The 17,309-nt window shown below is 58.7% G+C and carries 12 protein-coding genes and 1 other annotated feature (1 of these 13 only partly in view); of the genes, 8 read left to right on the top strand and 4 right to left on the bottom strand.

Features of this window, described 5'->3' with window-relative positions; all coding sequences use genetic code 11:
* Positions 1–104 precede the first annotated feature (104 nt).
* From K6L24_RS10335 to K6L24_RS10315, 5 genes are read left to right on the top strand one after another with little or no spacing between them, the layout of a single operon-like run.
* Positions 105–3,902 carry a DUF4132 domain-containing protein gene (locus K6L24_RS10335; protein ID WP_222682271.1) on the top strand — a complete coding sequence of 1,266 codons (3,798 nt, stop codon included), beginning with the start codon at positions 105–107 and terminating at the stop codon, positions 3,900–3,902.
* A 29-nt stretch (positions 3,903–3,931) separates the two neighbouring features.
* Positions 3,932–5,011, top strand: coding sequence for an ATP-binding protein (locus K6L24_RS10330; protein WP_137269390.1), 1,080 nt, complete (start codon positions 3,932–3,934; stop codon positions 5,009–5,011).
* On the top strand, positions 5,008–7,308 hold the full coding sequence (locus tag K6L24_RS10325) for a DUF5682 family protein (protein ID WP_118664068.1): 2,301 nt from the start codon (positions 5,008–5,010) through the stop codon (positions 7,306–7,308). Before K6L24_RS10330 ends, K6L24_RS10325 begins: the two co-directional genes overlap by 4 nt.
* Before the next feature lie 10 nt (positions 7,309–7,318).
* The gene (locus K6L24_RS10320; RefSeq protein WP_222682270.1) at positions 7,319–8,455 is read left to right on the top strand and encodes a vWA domain-containing protein; all 1,137 of its coding nucleotides are present in this window, start codon (positions 7,319–7,321) and stop codon (positions 8,453–8,455) included.
* On the top strand, positions 8,452–10,464 hold the full coding sequence (locus K6L24_RS10315) for an SWIM zinc finger family protein (RefSeq protein WP_222682269.1): 2,013 nt from the start codon (positions 8,452–8,454) through the stop codon (positions 10,462–10,464). Before K6L24_RS10320 ends, K6L24_RS10315 begins: the two co-directional genes overlap by 4 nt.
* A gap of 37 nt (positions 10,465–10,501) precedes the next feature.
* Here K6L24_RS10315 and sohB read toward each other — a convergent pair whose 3' ends face one another.
* Positions 10,502–11,551, bottom strand: coding sequence for a protease SohB (sohB, locus tag K6L24_RS10310; RefSeq protein ID WP_062743146.1), 1,050 nt, complete (start codon positions 11,549–11,551; stop codon positions 10,502–10,504).
* A 223-nt stretch (positions 11,552–11,774) separates the two neighbouring features.
* Between sohB and K6L24_RS10305 the strand changes: the two genes are divergently transcribed.
* Positions 11,775–12,536 carry a YciK family oxidoreductase gene (locus K6L24_RS10305; protein ID WP_118664067.1) on the top strand — a complete coding sequence of 254 codons (762 nt, stop codon included), beginning with the start codon at positions 11,775–11,777 and terminating at the stop codon, positions 12,534–12,536.
* Entirely contained in the window at positions 12,536–13,126 is a 591-nt protein-coding gene (gene cobO / locus K6L24_RS10300) for a cob(I)yrinic acid a,c-diamide adenosyltransferase (RefSeq protein ID WP_062743144.1), read from the top strand. The genes K6L24_RS10305 and cobO overlap by 1 nt, the downstream gene beginning before the upstream one ends.
* Positions 13,127–13,181: 55 nt before the next feature.
* Here cobO and rluB read toward each other — a convergent pair whose 3' ends face one another.
* Positions 13,182–14,075: a 23S rRNA pseudouridine(2605) synthase RluB gene (rluB, locus tag K6L24_RS10295; RefSeq protein ID WP_118664066.1), complete on the bottom strand. Its 894-nt coding sequence runs from the start codon at positions 14,073–14,075 to the stop codon at positions 13,182–13,184.
* 853 nt (positions 14,076–14,928) lie between these two features.
* Here rluB and K6L24_RS10290 point away from each other — a divergent pair.
* Positions 14,929–15,555 carry a S1 family serine peptidase gene (locus K6L24_RS10290; RefSeq protein WP_062743142.1) on the top strand — a complete coding sequence of 209 codons (627 nt, stop codon included), beginning with the start codon at positions 14,929–14,931 and terminating at the stop codon, positions 15,553–15,555.
* Between the two features lie 56 nt (positions 15,556–15,611).
* On the opposite strand, the gene K6L24_RS10285 is transcribed toward K6L24_RS10290, so the two are convergent.
* Both K6L24_RS10285 and rnm read right to left on the bottom strand, forming a co-directional pair.
* A complete protein-coding gene (locus tag K6L24_RS10285; protein WP_062743141.1) occupies positions 15,612–16,232 on the bottom strand; it encodes an L-threonylcarbamoyladenylate synthase in 621 nt (206 codons plus the stop codon).
* A 36-nt stretch (positions 16,233–16,268) separates the two neighbouring features.
* A complete protein-coding gene (rnm, locus tag K6L24_RS10280) occupies positions 16,269–17,144 on the bottom strand; it encodes an RNase RNM (protein ID WP_062743418.1) in 876 nt (291 codons plus the stop codon).
* Positions 17,145–17,299: 155 nt separating this feature from the next.
* Positions 17,300–17,309 (top strand) — a sequence feature (Trp leader region) (it continues 89 nt past the right edge of the window).

Here is a 17,309-nt window from a genome sequence, read left to right as displayed (position 1 = left end):
TTACCGCAGCGGCTAAAAAAGCAGCGGGTGCCCGGAGAATCGCTTCTCTTTTTGACGGTGTTCGCCCTGATGGCGGACACCGCATTAACGTAAATGGAATCCTCATGACCACCTTGATCTATCAGGATGAAAAATCCCATAAATTCTGGACCGTTGTACAGCAACAGCAGGAACTCCATCTCAACTGGGGACGCGTGGGAACTCAGGGACAAAGCCAGATTAAAAGCTTTGACGATGAAGAACAGGCCAGAAACGCGTGTGAAAAGTTAATAAAAGAAAAGACGCGTAAAGGTTACCAGGCAGCGGAGGGAGAAACCCGGGTCAGCACGGCATCCAGCGTCAGTTCGGACACCATCGTTAAGCCGTCTTCCCGCGAGGAAAAAACCGCCCTCTCCGCCCCCGTTTCGACACCGGCCGCTGCGCATCCGGCTCCCCCGCAGGCCACCGCTGTCGCTGGCGATGCCGCGCCCCTTTGGCTGACAGAGGATGAGAAGATTGATCTCCCGGTCAAATTATCGGTACTGGCCCTGAGCCATCGTCACCGGCCACTTCCTTCGCCGGGTAAAGTGGAGGAGCCGGCAGAGCAACTGCGGCGGATGAAAATATTAAGTCAGGAGGTCCGTAAGAACGGTCCTGTGCCGCTGGAGGGCAGCCGCTGTGAAAGCGACTGGCAGCAGGCAATTGCCCTGGCGCAGCAGTGCCTGGCAGAGGGCAAAGCCATCCCGCAGAACTCCCCGATGGCGGGTGCAGCACTGATAAAAATTAACCAGACCTACGCGGGCAAAGAAGCCACGCTGCTTATTGATGCCATCGTTGCTCATTATGGCCTGATCTATGCGACCGAGATGATTATCGCCAGCCTGCAGATCGGTCTTGATCGTGATTACCGCACCCGTCACATTTCGTTTTATCCCGCCGATAATGCCCCCGCAGGTTATCAGCAGAACGTTGCCGAGCACGAAATGCGTCTGCGCTGGCACCTTTCAGCTGCCAAAGAGGAAATCTGGCAGGCATGTGCTGAACGTCTTATTGCTGCCCTGCCCCATACCCCTGCCTGGCGCCGGCCACTGATAGCACTCCTGCTGCCGGAAATACCTGAGCTGGCCGATGAGATCCTCCGCCAGACCGGGCCCGATGCGGATATCGGTGCACTGGAACTGTTGAAGATCACCGCTACCGATGACAGCACGCTCCGTGCGCTGCACGATTTTAAAAGCCTGGACGTCTTCGACAGCTGGTATTACGGCGAGCTACTGACCACCACGGTTCTGCTGGAACAGGGCGTGCGTGCCCTGCCGCGCTTTGCCCCCTATGCCCACGGCGATCGCTGCGGTGAAGTGCTGATGCACGTCAATCATCCGCTGGCGCTGGAGATGTTAATCCGTGCCGCAGGCCAGGGTAAGCGCAGCTACGAACGTGCGGCTAAAGCCAGCCAGCGTTTTCCTCATGCCGCTTTCACCGCACTGGTTCGCCTGCTGAACGGTAAAGAAGAGGCGCTCTGGCGCACCCAACTGCATGCCCTGCTGCATAATCAGCCGCAGCTGGCGATTGACGTCGCGCCGTGGCTTTCTGAACAAGAGACCGCACTGGTGGCTCACAGCCAGCAGCGCCTGAATGTCAAAACCGACTGCGCCAGCGCAGATATGCTGCCCGCTATCCTGGTGTCGCCCCCGTGGTTGAATAAAAAGCAGGCCAACAGCATTCCGCTTCTGGCACTGGCAGTACAGCCGGTCGAGCCGGTCTTCGACGGCGTACCGGAAGATATCCTGTCAAGCTGGTCTAATCACAGTAAGCTGCAGATCGCCGGTTTGCCGTCCGATCAGGTTCTGGCCCGCCTCGGGTTCACCAGCTGGAATCAGTCGCTGCCTGCCACCGCGGTGAAAGCTTATGAGGAGGACGATTACCCTCAGCTGCTCGCCGACTGGGCAGCCAACCACTCGCATTATGCCAGCGACTGGAACCTTTATATTCTTCCCGCACTACCGCGTGAAAAAGCGCTTGGCCTGTGGAACGTTCTCAGCAGCGAACATCACACCGGCATCGCCCTGGTCATGGCCCACTTTGGTCTGGATGGGCTGCCCGGTTTTATCAACAGCATAGGACGCCAGCCGCAGGAAGCCCTGACCGTGGCCATCTGCGTCGGCAGTACCGAGCTGGCTGTCCCTGTCGCCCGCGCCTTCTCTAAACTGAAAACCCTGCGCGAAGAGGCCCGCCGCTGGCTGCTTAAATACCCTGAACATGCCGTGGCGGGACTGCTGCCGGTCGCGTTCGGCAAAGCAGGTGAAGCGCAGGATAATGCACGTCTGGCATTGCGCCTGCTGTTGGACAACGGCCACCAGGCGCTGATTGAAGAGGTCGCCGGACGCTATCAGCAGCCGGAGGTGCTGACGGCAGTCAGTGCACTGGTAGAACTCGACCCGCTGAACGATTTCCCGGCGAAGCGTCCGGCCCTGCCAGCCTTCTGGCAGCCGGTACTGTGGGCACGTCCGCAGTTGCACAACGGCAAGGCGCTGCCTGAAGAGGCGCTGACTCATCTGGGCACCATGCTGCGCTTCCCGACAGAAAATGGTCGTTACCCGGGGCTGGAACAGGTAAAAGAGGCCTGTACCCCGGCCTCACTGGCTGATTTCGCCTGGGACCTGTATAACGCCTGGATGGCCGCCTCGGCACCGCCGAAAGAGGGATGGGCCTTCAGCACGCTGGGGCTGTTTGGAAATGATGATATTGCGCGGCGGTTGACCCCGTTAATCCGCAGCTGGCCGGGTGAATCGCAGCATAAGCGGGCCGTTGCCGGCCTGGAAATCCTGGCCGATATTGGTACCGATATCGCGCTGATGCAGCTTAACGGCATCGCGCAGAAGCTGAAATTTAAAGCGCTTCAGGAGCGGGCCCGGGAAAAAATCACCCAAATCGCCGAAAAGCGAGAGCTCACTGTCGCAGAGCTGGAAGACCGCCTGGCGCCCGATCTGGGGCTGGACGATAACGGTTCACTGCTGCTTGATTTTGGTCCACGCCAGTTCACCGTCAGTTTCGATGAAACCCTTAAGCCTTATGTTCGCGACAGCAGCGGCAGCCGCCTGAAGGACCTGCCTAAGCCGAATAAAAGTGATGATGCCGGGCTGTCAGCTGATGCGGTAAATCGTTTCAAGCTGCTTAAAAAAGACGCACGCACCGTCGCCAGTCAGCAGATTGCCCGTCTGGAAACCGCCATGTGCCAGCGCCGTCGCTGGACGGAACAGCAGTTCAGGGAGTTCCTGGTCGGGCATCCGCTGACAGGCCACCTCACCCGCCGCCTGGTGTGGGGCGCTTATGATGCGGATAATCAGCTTATCAGCTGCTTCCGCGTGGCGGAGGACAACAGCTACAGCACCGCCGATGATGATCTCTATGTCCTGCCACAGAATGCGACGCACACAGGTATCCCGCACGTTCTGGAGATCCCGCCGGCTGAAGCGGCGGCTTTTGGCCAGTTATTTGCCGATTATGAGCTGTTACCGCCGTTTCGTCAGTTAGATCGCAACCGCTATCTGCTGACCGCAGAGGAGGCAGAATCTGTTGACCTGCAGCGCTGGCAGGGTCGTCTTTGCCCGAGCGGCCGCCTGGCCGGTCTGACGGCGAAAGGCTGGCTGCGCGGCGTTCCACAGGATGCCGGCTGGATCTGCTGGATGCTGAAACCGCTGGGCGATATGACGCTGGTGCTGGAAATGGGCGAAGGCCTGGGGGTCGGCATGGCGCCGGATGAGTTTAATAAAGAACAGACGCTGGCCAGTATCTGGCTGTGGGAGGGGGATGCGCACCAGTATGGTTGGGGGGAACAGCACCCCCAGAAACATCCTTTTTCGTGCCTGCACCCTATTACCGCCAGCGAAATGCTCAGCGATATTGATGCGCTTTTTGATTAAGCCCCGGCCCCCGGGTATGAGGAAAGACCATGTCTGACATGTTACAGCGGCCCCCGGCCGCCGTACTCTACGCCGCGGAACTGGCGCGGCTAAAGCAGGATGACAGCGGGCCAAGGCCGCCGGGCTGGCAGCTGAGCCTGCCCGCCGCCCGCGCCTTTATTCTCGGCGACAGCGAACGCGGCATCACCTCCAAGGTGGTAACCTCGGTGGCCAGCGTGGAGCGGATGCTGGTCACGCTGGCCACCGGACGTGGCCTGATGCTGGTTGGCGAGCCCGGTACGGCAAAGTCGCTGTTATCAGAGCTGCTGGCCACGGCCATCAGCGGCGATGCGGGGCTGACCATCCAGGGCGGAGCTTCAGTCACTGAAGATCAAATCAAATATGCCTGGAACTATGCCCTGTTAATCAACCAGGGACCCTCGACTGCCGCCCTGGTCCCGGCGCCACTCTATCAGGGAATGCGTGACGGTAAGATTGTGCGCTTCGAAGAGATTACCCGTGCCCCACTGGAGGTGCAGGATTGTCTGCTGGGTATGCTGTCCGATCGCGTGATGGCAGTGCCGGAGCTCAGTGGCGAAGAGAGCCAGCTGTATGCACGGGAAGGCTTTAATATCATTGCCACGGCCAACACCCGCGACCGGGGAGTGAATGAGATGAGCGCAGCGCTAAAGCGACGTTTTGATTTCGAAACCGTATTCCCGATTATGAATTTCCAGCAGGAGCTGGATTTAGTGTCCACCGCGTCGACCCGCCTGCTGGCGCATAGCGGCATTCCGCACAAAGTACCGGACGACGTGCTGGAACTGCTGGTTCATACCTTTCGTGACCTGCGCAGTGGCGGAGAGAAAAAAAGTGCGATGGACAGTCTGAACGCGATTATGTCTACCGCTGAAGCGGTTAACGTGGCCCATGCGGTCGGAGTGCGCGCCTGGTTTCTTGAACAACGCGCCAGCCAGCCAGCCGATCTGGTGGACTGTATCGGAGGCACTATCGTTAAAGATAATGAGGATGACCGGGCGCGTTTGCGACGCTATTTTGAACAGCGGGTCGGCAGCCGTCCGGGGGCACACTGGCAGGCCTACTATCAGGCTCGCCACCGCCTGCCATGACCGTCGCCTCCATAGCCCCGCTGATTATCGGCATTCGCCATCACAGCCCCGCCTGCGCCCGGCTGGTGCGTGACAGTGTCGAACAGCTCCGCCCGGCCTGGGTGCTGATTGAAGGGCCTGCCGATTTTACGCCCCGCCTCGGTGAGCTGCGGCTGCCGCATACCCTGCCGGTCGCCATCTACAGCTATTGTCAGTTTCAGGATCATCAGAGGCCCGGAACGGGTGCCTGGACCCCTTTTGCCGAGTGGTCCCCGGAGTGGCAGGCCCTGCAGGCCGCAGAAGTGGTCGGCGCACAGGCCTGCTTTATCGATTTGCCCGTCTGGGCCCTGTCTGCCGATGACACTGACGACGCAGACACACACTATCATCAGCGCCAGCAGGCCATGCTCGACGCCTGTGGTATGGAGAGCAGTGATGCGCTGTGGGATCATCTTTTCGAAGATGAGGCGCAACAGGCCTGCCTGCCGGAGGCCCTGGCGCTGTGGTTTGAACAGCTGCGTGAGGGCAGCTGCGGCAGCGAACAGGATCGGCAACGGGAAGCCTACATGGCAAGCTGGATCGCCTGGGCGGTTGCGCAGAACAGCGGTCCGGTGCTGGTGGTCTGCGGAGGCTGGCACGCCCCGGCCCTCAGCCGTCTGTGGCGGGATGCTGACCCCACGGAACGGCCTCCAGCCCCTGAACCGGCGGAGCCGGGTGCCGTCAGCGGCAGCTATCTGACGCCTTACAGTGAAAAGCGACTGGATGTCCTGGCGGGCTACCTGTCGGGAATGCCCGCCCCGATCTGGCAGGACTGGTGCTGGCGGGTTGGCCAGCGACAGGCCGGACTGCAACTGCTCGAAGCAGTGCTGGCTGCGCTGCGTCAGCGTCATCTGCCGGCATCGACGGCGGATATGGCCAATGTCCTGAGCCAGGCGCTGGCGCTGGCGGCCCTGCGTGGACACCGCCTTCCTCTGCGTAACGACTGGCTGGATGCGCTCGCCGGTAGCCTGATTAAAGAAGCCCTCAATGCGCCGCTGCCATGGAGCTATCGCGGTACGCTGCAGGCCGGAACCGATCCTATTCTTATCGTGCTGGTTGATATACTCGCAGGCCAGCGGTTTGGTGTTCTGGCGGCCGTCACCCCGCAGCCGCCGCTGCCGCAGGATGTCAGCCACGAACTGGCGCGGGTTAACATCACCCTGCCCGCCACGCTGTCGCTTAACCGTTACGACGCGACAGGTCTGCAGCAAAGTCAGGTTCTGCACCGCCTTGCCGTTCTGGAGATCCCGGGAATAATCTGCCTGTCCGGCAGCACCCTGGCGCTGTCCGGCGACGGCGACGAGCAGTGGGCGCTGACGCGGCCGTTAGCGCAGCACGCCGCCCTGATCGAAGCCGCACGCTATGGCGCAACGCTGGAGGAAGCGGCCCGTCACCGGCTGTCATCTGCCATGGCGGAGTCAGAGGGCATTGCCCTGCTGGCGGGCTGGCTGCAGCGCGCAACCCTCGCCGGACTGTCATCGTTCAGCCAGGTGTTACTGACCCGGCTGGAGCAGCAGATTGCGGTCGAGTGTGATTTTGAAGCCATGGGTCCGCCGCTGGAGGTGCTTTACGCCCTGTGGCGTCACGATCCCCTCAACGGCATGCGCGACGCGGCTGTTCTGCAAACCACCCTGCGGGCGGCGATTGATCGTACCCTGTGGCTGGCGGAGTCTACCGGGCTGATAGGCCCCCCTCAGGTCAGTTCCCATCTTCACAGCTGGCAGGCGCTGTGCCATATTCTGCGCGATGAACAGAACCGCCAGCCTGCGGGCGAACTTGTGCCTCTGCCGCGCGCACTGGCCGTGCTGACCCGCCGGTACCGGGCGAAAGACGCCTGTGCCCTCAGTCGGGGAGCGGCGCTGGGCGCGCTCATCCGGCTGGAGCATCCCGATGCGGATACCCAGGCGGCGCTGGCGCTGCTGAACGATCTTCCCCCCGATCGCCTGGGGGAAGCACTGCATGGCCTGATTGCGCTTGCCCGTCATCAGTTGGCCTCGCATCCCGCGTTTGTCGGGGGATTCAATCAGCAGTTGATGCAGCTGGACGATGGTCAGTTCATTCGCGCCCTGCCCGATATGCGGGCGGCGCTCGCCTGGCTGCCACCGCGTGAACGGGCAGCGCTGGCGCGTCAGGTGCTGGCGCATTATCAGCTGCCACACCTGCCTGAACATCTGTTACAGACCCCGCAGGTGGTGTCCTGCTCACCCGCCGAACTTTTCCGTCACCAGCAGCAGGATCAACGCGCAGCCGATCAGCTGCGCGCCTGGGGCATATTGTAAAGGAACACTGATGCCTGAACTCTCTGATATTTTATCCAGCCCTGAGCTGCAGCGCTGGCGTCTGCTGCTCGGAGAGGCGGCAGAAAACAGCCTCAGTGGGCTGGATGGACAGGCCCGCGCCATTGATAATGCCCTGGAGTGGCTGTACGGGCGCGATCCGCAGCGGATCCAGCGTGGTGAACGTCACGGCGGGATGGAGGGTTCACAGCTCAGCACGCCAGAATGGATTAATGCCATCCACCAGCTATTCCCCGCGGAGGTGATTGAGCGTCTGGAAAGTGACGCCGTGCTGCGCTTTGGCATTGATGACGTGGTCACCAATCTGGATGTACTGGAACGCATCGCCCCCTCTGAAGGCCTGCTGCGCGCCGTTCTGCATACCAAGCACCTGATGAATCCGCAGGTATTACAGGCCGCACGTCGCCTGGTGCGCCAGGTCGTGGAACAGATTATGGCGCGGCTGGCGACCGACGTCCGCCAGGCCTTTTCCGGCACCCGCGACCGGCGGCGACGGTCACCGGTCGCTATCGCCCGTAACTTCGATTTTAAAAGTACGCTGCGAGATAACCTGCATCGCTGGGATCCGGATCGCCGTCGTCTGTATATTGAATCCCCGGTGTTTCTCAGCCGGGTTAAACGTCACAGTGAAAAATGGCAGTTGGTGTTGCTGGTCGATCAGAGCGGATCGATGGTGGATTCGGTGATCCACTCAGCGGTGATGGCCGCCTGTCTGTGGCAGCTTCCGGGCATTCGTACTCATCTGGTGGCGTTTGATACCAGTGTGGTTGACCTGACGGACGACGTGCAGGACCCGGTTGAGCTGCTGATGAAAGTGCAACTGGGCGGCGGCACGGATATCGGTAAAGCCGTGCAGTACGCCCGGCAACTCATTACACAGCCGGAAAAAAGCGCCATTGTGCTGGTCAGCGATTTCTTCGAGGGCGGTTCTCCCTCCCTGCTGGTCAACCAGGTCAGACAGTGTGTGCAGGATGGCAGCAAAGTCCTTGGACTGGCCGCACTGGACAATAAAGCCGCGCCGAGCTATGACCGGGAAATGGCCCAGCGGCTGGTTAATGCCGGTGCACAGATTGCCGCGATGACGCCGGGAGAACTGGCAGCGTGGCTGGCAGAGAATTTACAATCATGAGTGCTCCCGTGCGCAATGAACTGCTCGAACTGACGCCCCAGGCACTGACCGCGCTAAGCAACGCAGGTTTTGTTAAACGCAGCCAGAAGGAGATCGCCGCCGGAAACCTGCCGCTGTTCAGCGATGCAGGAGGTGTGCTGACCGCACAGTTCAGCGATGGTACCTTGACCCGGTTAAACGAAGGCCAGGCGCTGAAAGAGGCGAGCTGCACCTGCAATGCCAGCGGTATGTGTCGTCATCGGGTAATGCTGGTGCTGGGGTATCAGCACAGCCATGCTCCGGCAGCAGCGCTGCCAGACACACGCTGGCAGCCAGGAGACTGGCTGGCCGAACTCACCTCCCTGCCTGCGGCGACGCGCCAGCGGGCGCAGCTGCTGGCGGATAAAGGCCTGATCATTGAGCTTCACTGTGCTCCCGGCCAGGTGCCTGCCGCCAGGCTGCCAATGAGCGACGTGCGGTTTTTCTCACGCAGCAGTATGCGTTTTGCCCGCTGTGACTGTATTGAAGGCACGCTGTGTGAACATATTATTCTTGCGGTACAGGCCTTCGCCGCGGCCGAAGCCCGTCATCCTGGTTTCGACCATCTTACCTGGCAGACCGCAGCCGGGCAGCCGGGGGCAACCGCGATACAGATGCCGGAGGAGGACGGTCTGGCGCAGCTGAATGACCTGAGTTATGCCCTGTGGAGCGGCGGCATCAGCCAGCCCGCCGTCACGTTTACGCCTCTTCTTATTCGCGCCCGGCGCCAGGCAAAACAGGCGGACTGGCGCTGGGTCACCCTGGCACTGCAACAGGTATCGGAAGGCATTAATGACTTTCATCAACGCGCTTCCCACTATCGTGCAGGAGCGTTTCTCAGCCAGTTCGCCGCACTGACGGCCCGTCTGCGCGCTGCCCGGGAGATGGCAGGCATTGCCGCTGACGATCGGACGCCCGCGCAACCCTGGCGCAGCCTGGTTGGGCTTGGGGTGCAGGATCAGGTCAGGCTCGATCATCTGCGCCTGGTGTCGCTGGGTATGCAGTGCTGGCAGAACGCGCTGCATTATGGCGTGCGCATCTGGTTTACCGACCCTGATACCGGCAGTGTGTTACATCTCTCCCGGCAGTGGCCTCTGGCGGAACAGGAGAACGCCCCGGGCTGGCAGCGGCGCATTGCCGGCTTTCAGGCTGATATGCTGGCGGGCGGTCAGATTATTTCCCAGGCGGCGCAGCGTGATGCCCGGGGTGAACTGCACCTCAGCGCGCGCGATCGCCTCAATGCCGTTGCGCCCCTGACGCCCGCCGCCTGGGCCATGACGGACTCCCCCCTCAGTCAGCCCGGGGTGGTGGCGCTGCGTGAGCATCTGCTGCATCGTCCCCCCGCCTTTACCCGCCCGCTGAGTGACAGCGACAACCTGTTTATCCTGCCGCTGGGTGAGTGCCTGAGCCTCCGCTGGGATGCCGGGCGTCAGACGCTGGAAGCCGAAGTCATCAGCGGCCCCGGCGAAGATAACGTGCTGTGTCTGTCGCTGAGTGTCACCCCGGCCGCACCGGGTGCCATTGACTGCTTCATCAACGTACTGCAACAGCCGGATGATCCAATCTGTCAGGTTTCCGGACTGGTTTCTCTGGCCGGGGGGAAACTGATACTGGAACCTCTGGTGGTCATGACCGCGAAACGGGCCTGGGTGCTGCATGCTGGCGAACATCCGCCGCAGGCACTGCCGTCGGGTGCCGTTGAAAGCCCCCTGCCGCTCTCGCTGCAACTGCTTCAGCGCTGCCAGCAGATGCTGGTCGACTGGCTGCATAACGGCTTGCATCATCAGGAACAGCGTGCGTGCCGGGAGGCCGAAGCCCTGGCAGCCGAGCTTCAGCGCTGTGGATTTGAAAGACTGGCGAGGCTGGCGGGTCAGATCCCTGCGTGCCTGCGGGGTGCCGATGCTGATGAGCTGGTGAAGACGCTGACCGCCTTTGTGCTGCTGCGTGACAGGCTGGAGCAGGAGTCCCTGCTGACGCCGGCGGCGTCTTAACGGCATAACGCCCGCAGAAGCGGGCGTTAACTCAGGCTCAGAGCAGCGGTTTATCGCCACGCTGCCAGAGGCGCAGCAGCAGACGTTCAACGCTGGCAGAGGCACTGTCAGTGAAACGGCTCATCACGCTTTTACGACGGGCATAGCGCACGCCGATCACCTGGTGTGCGTTCATGCGTTCGATGATCAGGTCGTCGCTGGTGCTGATGGCGTCCACCAGACCATTTTCCAGCGCCTGCGTTCCGTACCAGTGTTCACCGGTCGCCACGCGGTCAATGTCCAGCGAGGGCCGCATCTGATGCACGAACTGCTTAAACAGCACGTGCGTTTCGTTCAGATCTTCGCGAAATTTCTCACGCCCCTCTTCGGTATTCTCACCAAACAGCGTCAGCGTCCGCTTGTATTCACCGGCCGTGTGCAGCTCAACGTCAATTTCATTACGCTTAAGCAGGCGATTGAAGTTGGGGATTTGCGCCACGACGCCAATGGAGCCGATGATAGAGAATGGCGCAGCAACAATCCGGTCGGCCACACAGGCCATCATGTAACCCCCACTGGCCGCGACTTTGTCCACGGCCACGGTCAGTGGGATTTTTTTGTCCCGCAGACGCTGAAGCTGTGATGCAGCCAGGCCATAACCGTGCACCACGCCGCCCGGACTCTCCAGGCGCAGGAGAACCTCATCCCCTGCGGCCGCCACCGCCAGCACCGCCGACACCTCCTCACGCAGTGAAGAGACTTCCCCGGCATCCATGCTGCCTTTGAAATCCAGCACGTAGATCGTTGGTTTTTCCTGCACCGGCGCATGGCCCAGCTTCGCCTGCTGCTTTGCCGTCTTTGCTTCCTGCTTATCTTTTTTCTTCTGCGCTTTATGCCACAGTTTTTGCTGGAGCGGCTTCATCTTCGTCAGCCGCATCGTGTCCTGCATCTCGCGGTAACGTTCGTCGAGGTGCGTCAGTTTTAGCTGCCCACCCTGAGCACGTTTACGCATGGCAAGGGTGGCGATGGTGATGGCAATTGCCACGATCGCCACCACTACGGTGACGGTCTTCGCCAGGAAAAGTCCATAATAAGAGAGTAGATCCACTCAATCCGCCTTGATTTACATTGTGTTAGAGACAGCCTTAGTGTAGCTGAGTCACGCTCAGGAGTCGCCTGCAACCCGTTTCTGCGTCCCAATAACCCGGGTGCACGATTGAACTCAGCGCCGTTTTCAGGCATAAAACACTTTATTCAATCCGTGCAAGGGCTTACATCAGGCGAAAATCGCAGTCTGCCCCTGATATCCCCCATCGCCAGAGGATCATCCCGTGTACTATCAACCGAAAAGCGATCTACTCAATAACCGCATTATTCTTGTGACCGGTGCCAGCGATGGTATAGGTCGGGAAGCGGCACTCTCCTATGCCCGCTACGGCGCACAGGTGGTGTTGCTTGGCCGGAATGCGGAAAAGCTGCAACGCGTCTGTGATGAAGTGAACGCGCACAGTCAGGTTCCCGCGCTGTGGTTTACCCTGGATCTGGAAACAGCGACCGCAGAAAGCTGCCGTGCGCTGGCAGAGACACTGGCCACTCAGGTGTCGCGCCTTGACGGTGTGCTGCATAACGCCGGGCTTCTGGGCGATGTCATCCCCATGGATCAGCAGGATCCGGCCACCTGGCAACGGGTGATGCGCGTCAATATTGACGGCACGTTTTTCCTCACCCAGGCACTACTTCCTCTGCTGCTTAAATCCGATGCAGCGTCACTGGTCTTCACCTCGTCGAGCGTCGGCCGCCAGGGTCGCGCGGGATGGGGGGCCTACTCCGTATCGAAATTTGCCACCGAAGGCATGATGCAGGTGCTGGCCGAAGAGTACGATGCGCGGCAACTGCGGGTAAACTGCATTAACCCGGGGGGCACCCGAACCAAAATGCGCGCCAGCGCTTTCCCGCAGGAAGACGCCCGCAAGCTGAAAACCCCGGCCGAAATTATGCCGCTTTATCTCTGGCTGATGGGCGATGACAGCAGGCGCAAAACCGGGCAGACTTTTGACGCGCAACCCGGGCGCAAAGCGGGAGCGGCAGAATAATGGCCACCGATCGTCATCAGCAGCGCCAGCAGCGTCTTAAAGAGCAGGTCGATGCGCGCATTGCGGCAGCCACCGACGTGCGCGGCATCCTGATGGTCTTTACCGGCAACGGCAAAGGGAAAACCACTGCCGCGTTTGGTACCGCCAGCCGCGCCGTTGGCCATCAGAAACGCGTAGGGGTGATCCAGTTTATCAAAGGCGAGTGGCCGAACGGCGAGCGTAATTTGCTGGAGCCCCACGGCGTGGAGTTTCAGGTGATGTCCACCGGCTTTACCTGGGACACACAGAATCGTGAAACCGATACCGCCGCCTGCCTGGCAGTGTGGCAGCACGGCAGACGGATGCTGCAGGACCCGACGCTGGACCTGGTGGTGCTGGATGAGCTGACGTATATGGTGAGTTTTGACTATCTGCCGCTGGAGGAGGTCCTTGAGGCACTGCGGCAGCGCCCTGCCGGGCAGAGTGTGATTATCACCGGGCGCGGCTGTCACCGGGATATTCTGGCGCTGGCAGATACCGTCAGTGAAATGCGTCCGGTAAAACACGCCTTCGATGCCGGGATCCAGGCGCAGCAGGGGATTGACTGGTAACCCGCGCCCATAAAAAAAGGGACCCGGAGGTCCCTTTTTTGTCTCAGCGTGGGCGCTAGCCCTGCTGGCGTTTCGATGAGCGGCGGTTGCTGCCCGGCTTACTGGTTTTGGTTGTGGTGGTGGTATGGCGCTTCACCGCACGGCGGATCTGATTCGCCTTGGTACGACGACGATCCTTTTCTACCGGCACTTTGCTGACCGTTTCCGGTGCCAGACCGACCAGCTCACGCAGGTAGTTAGTCGGCTCCAGATCCAGCTCCGTCCAGCCGCCACGCGGCAGACCTTTAGGCAGATCGATATCGCCGTAGCGGACGCGGATCAGTCGACTGACCTGCACGCCTACGGCTTCCCACAGGCGGCGCACTTCACGGTTACGGCCTTCGGTCAGCGTGACGTTATACCACTGGTTGATCCCTTCGCCCCCGGTAAACTTCAGGGTCTTAAAGGCTGCCGGGCCATCTTCTAACTGCACGCCACGGCTTAACAGTTTGATCTTCTCATCATCCACGGCACCAAACACGCGCACGGCGTATTCACGCTCGACTTCGCGGCTTGGGTGCATCAGACGGTTAGCCAGTTCACCATCAGTCGTGAACAGCAGCAGACCGCAGGTATTGACGTCCAGACGGCCGACGGCAACCCAGCGGGCACCGCGCAACTTTGGCAGACGGTCAAACACCGTTGGCCGCCCTTCCGGGTCGTTACGGGTACAGAGTTCACCTTCCGGCTTGTAATACGCCAGAACGCGACAAACTTCTGTAATGGATTCACTGACGGGCACAATATGGCCGTCTACACGAATTTTCATTGATGCGCTGGGTTCAACACGGTCGCCCAGTGTGGCCAGCTTGCCATCGACGCTGACGCGTCCGGCAGAGATCAGGGTTTCGATTTCACGACGGGAACCATGCCCGGCGCGTGCTAAAACTTTTTGTAACTTCTCGCTCATGGAGCACCCTCTGTGTCGCCTTCCCAGGCGTCATGGTGAAAACATAATTTCTTTTGTTTTCAATAACTTAAGTTGTATATCACGTGCCATTATACAGACTTTTTACTGTGCTGTAACCCTGTTTGTTACCGGTGCTGACCGCTTCCAATCGGACTGGCGTATAACCCGACACGGATGTCTCGTGCTGCAAAGCCGCTGACGATACACATTGATAAGACTTAACAGTAAAGATAAGTGATGAAATGATAATCACTTATCATTTGGCCGGGTGTCGGGAATTCATTCCAAATTGAATTAACTGTAATAACAGCCACTTGCTTTACGATAATTCCCGATGAGTCACTTAGCTGCCAGCCCCGGCCCACGCGACTGTCGGCCTGAATCCTCTTCAAAAATCACACTAATCAGACCGTCACCCCAATTTTCTTTATTTTTCTGGTTCCAAACACCGGGTGAGTTCATTTTAACGCTACTTTATGCTGACATAAGCCCTATCAGACGTTAATAGCGGAGTGTAAACATCAAATAATCAGTTCTTTAATATTGCAGGTTGAGTTAATTCTGGATTATCCCGGCTTTTATAGTGATCGTCGTCATATTAATTTGCTCTGCTAATTAGATTGTGTACAATTCATTCAGGCAAAAGAGCGCCGCATAAATAGATACATAAATATATATTACAAGTACACGTTAAACGTGACACATAATCTTTTTGTTTTTCTTTTCGTTGTAGGCAGTAAAAAACAGGCGCGAGAGCGCCAAAAAAAACGCTGAGTAATCCTCAGCATCGGCATTACACGTCATAACTCCTCACCAGGGATTTTACCGACGTGTCCGACAAAGTGTGATCATAATGAAAATTAAAAATACCCTGCCGGCATTGGCATTGCTAATGCTGACCGGCTGCTCTGTAGGCAAATATGACTACAGCAGCGAAGCTATGAAACGCGTGGACATGAATTTTACCGGTATTCCGACCATTCTGGGCATCGGCGCACTGGGCTCGAGTATTCCTGTCACCCCTGAATACAGCCTCACCGCAGCGCATGTCGCCAGACTTTCTGTTCAGAAAGTAAAGGCTTATCATCCCTACTGTGACCTCGCCATTATCTACCACAAAAATGATCTGAAAACGCTGCCGAAATTCCGCAGCGGGGCGGTCGGCGATCCGATAAAAATGTACGGCTACAGCTTTATTTCCGCCATGCCAGTGGAATCAGCGGGGGTTAACCTTGCGCTGACGGGGATCCGTAATGAGTGGAATAAGCGCCCGTGCGTCGCGATGGCTTCAAATGCAGGTGTGGTGAAAGGGATGTCCGGGGGAGCCGTATATAATAGCGATGACACGATTGGCGGCGTCATTGTAGGTTTTACCGACGAAATAAAGAGACCGCGCAAATCTCCAGTTCCGCTTAAGGATGTTTCTTTATACATCCCCTATAAGGATTTTAAAGAGTGGCTGGAAAAATCTACATCCTGACAACAATGAATGAGAATAATTAACAGGCCCATTCTCAGCGGCCTGTTAATTATTAATTACAGGAAGGGTTGAATATCGCCCACGCCTTCGCGGATCACTTCCGGCGTATTTTCCGTTAAATCAATAACGGTGGTCGGCTGCTGCCCAAGATAACCGCCGTGAATAATCAAATCGACCAGCTTGCCAATTTCGTCCTGAATAGCTTCGGGATCGGACTCAGTAAAGTCATTGCCCGGTAACATCAGCGACGTCGACATCATCGGCTCATTAAGCGCCTCCAGCAGGGCCAGTGCAATCGGGTTCGACGGCACCCGCAGCCCGATGGTTTTACGCTTCTCGCTCATCAGGCGGCGCGGGACTTCTTTTGTCGCTTTCAGGATAAATGTGTAGTTGCCCGGCGTATTATTCTTGATCAGGCGAAACGCGGTATTATCAACATGGGCGTAAGTCGACAGCTCCGACAAATCCCGGCACATCAGGGTGAAATTATGGTTGCCGTCGAGCTGGCGGATACGACAGATTCGCTCCATCGCATTTTTATCTTCCAGCTTACAGCCCAGGGCATAGCCCGAATCGGTCGGATAAACAATCACACTGCCCTTGTTGAGCATTTCAACCGCCTGTTTAATCAGACGTGGCTGAGGATTGTCCGGGTGAATATAGAAAAATTGACTCATTACACACCTCTTTCTCTGCGCGTCATCGCTACAGACTTATTCAGCAATTTCAGGAAACCGGTGCCATACCGCTTCTACGCCGCCCGGCAGCCATAATTTTTTCCCCAGTTCAATCCAGGGACAGGCCTGATGGAAGTCAGACCCCTGCGAGGCCGCCAGCTGGTAGTCCTGCGCATAGCGTGCCAGCTGCTGACGCTCATTCGGTGCCTGCTGGCACTGCGCCACTTCCATCGCCTCGCCACCCTGCTCACTAAAGTGAGCCAGCAGGCGCTTCAGCCATTTAGCCGACAGGCCGTAGCGGCCCGGGTGGGCCACCACGGCCCTGCCACCAGAATGATGAATGGCATCAATAGCTTGTTTAATTGTACACCACTGTGGCGGGACATAACCGGTTTTGCCCCGCGCCAGGTAATTTTTGAATACCTGCTGCATGGTATCCGCCTTTCCGGCGTTAATCAGAAAACGGGCAAAATGCCCACGCGTCACGGCACCGCCTTCGGCCAGGGCCAGCGCGCCCGCCAGCGCACCGGGAATGTGCGCTTTTTCCAGCCGTGCGGCCATCAGCTCTGCTCGCGCCATCCGTCGCGCGCTCTGTTCCGCGAGGAAAGCGATCATCGCCGGATGGTCGATATCAATCCCCAGCCCGACGATATGGATCTCATGGTTTTCCCACAGCGTAGAAATCTCCACGCCGTTAATGAGCTGCAGCGGCAGCGCATGGCGGGCTATCGCCTCCCGGGCAGGCTTGATGCCCTCCGTGGTGTCGTGATCGGTGATAGCCAGCACGCCTACGCGATGCTCAACCGCTCGCAGCACCAGCTGCTCCGGGGTCAGCAGACCGTCGGAGGCGCGCGTGTGGCTGTGCAGGTCATATATGGGGAAAGCGCTTAATGGGGTGGCTACTGCGGTCAAAAGGACTCCGGCAAACAGAAAAACATCGCAGCATGATACCGACATTTGATCCTGAGGCAAAAAGAGTATTGACTTTTTCCCTATGAACCAGTTAACTAGTACGCAAGTTCACAAGCAAGGGTATCTGTATCATGACATATTCATTCTCTCTAATGACTGGTTGGT

This window comes from Erwinia persicina, assembly GCF_019844095.1.
Classification (GTDB): Bacteria; Pseudomonadota; Gammaproteobacteria; order Enterobacterales; family Enterobacteriaceae; genus Erwinia; species Erwinia persicina.
This window is presented reverse-complemented; position numbering and strand designations above follow the sequence as displayed.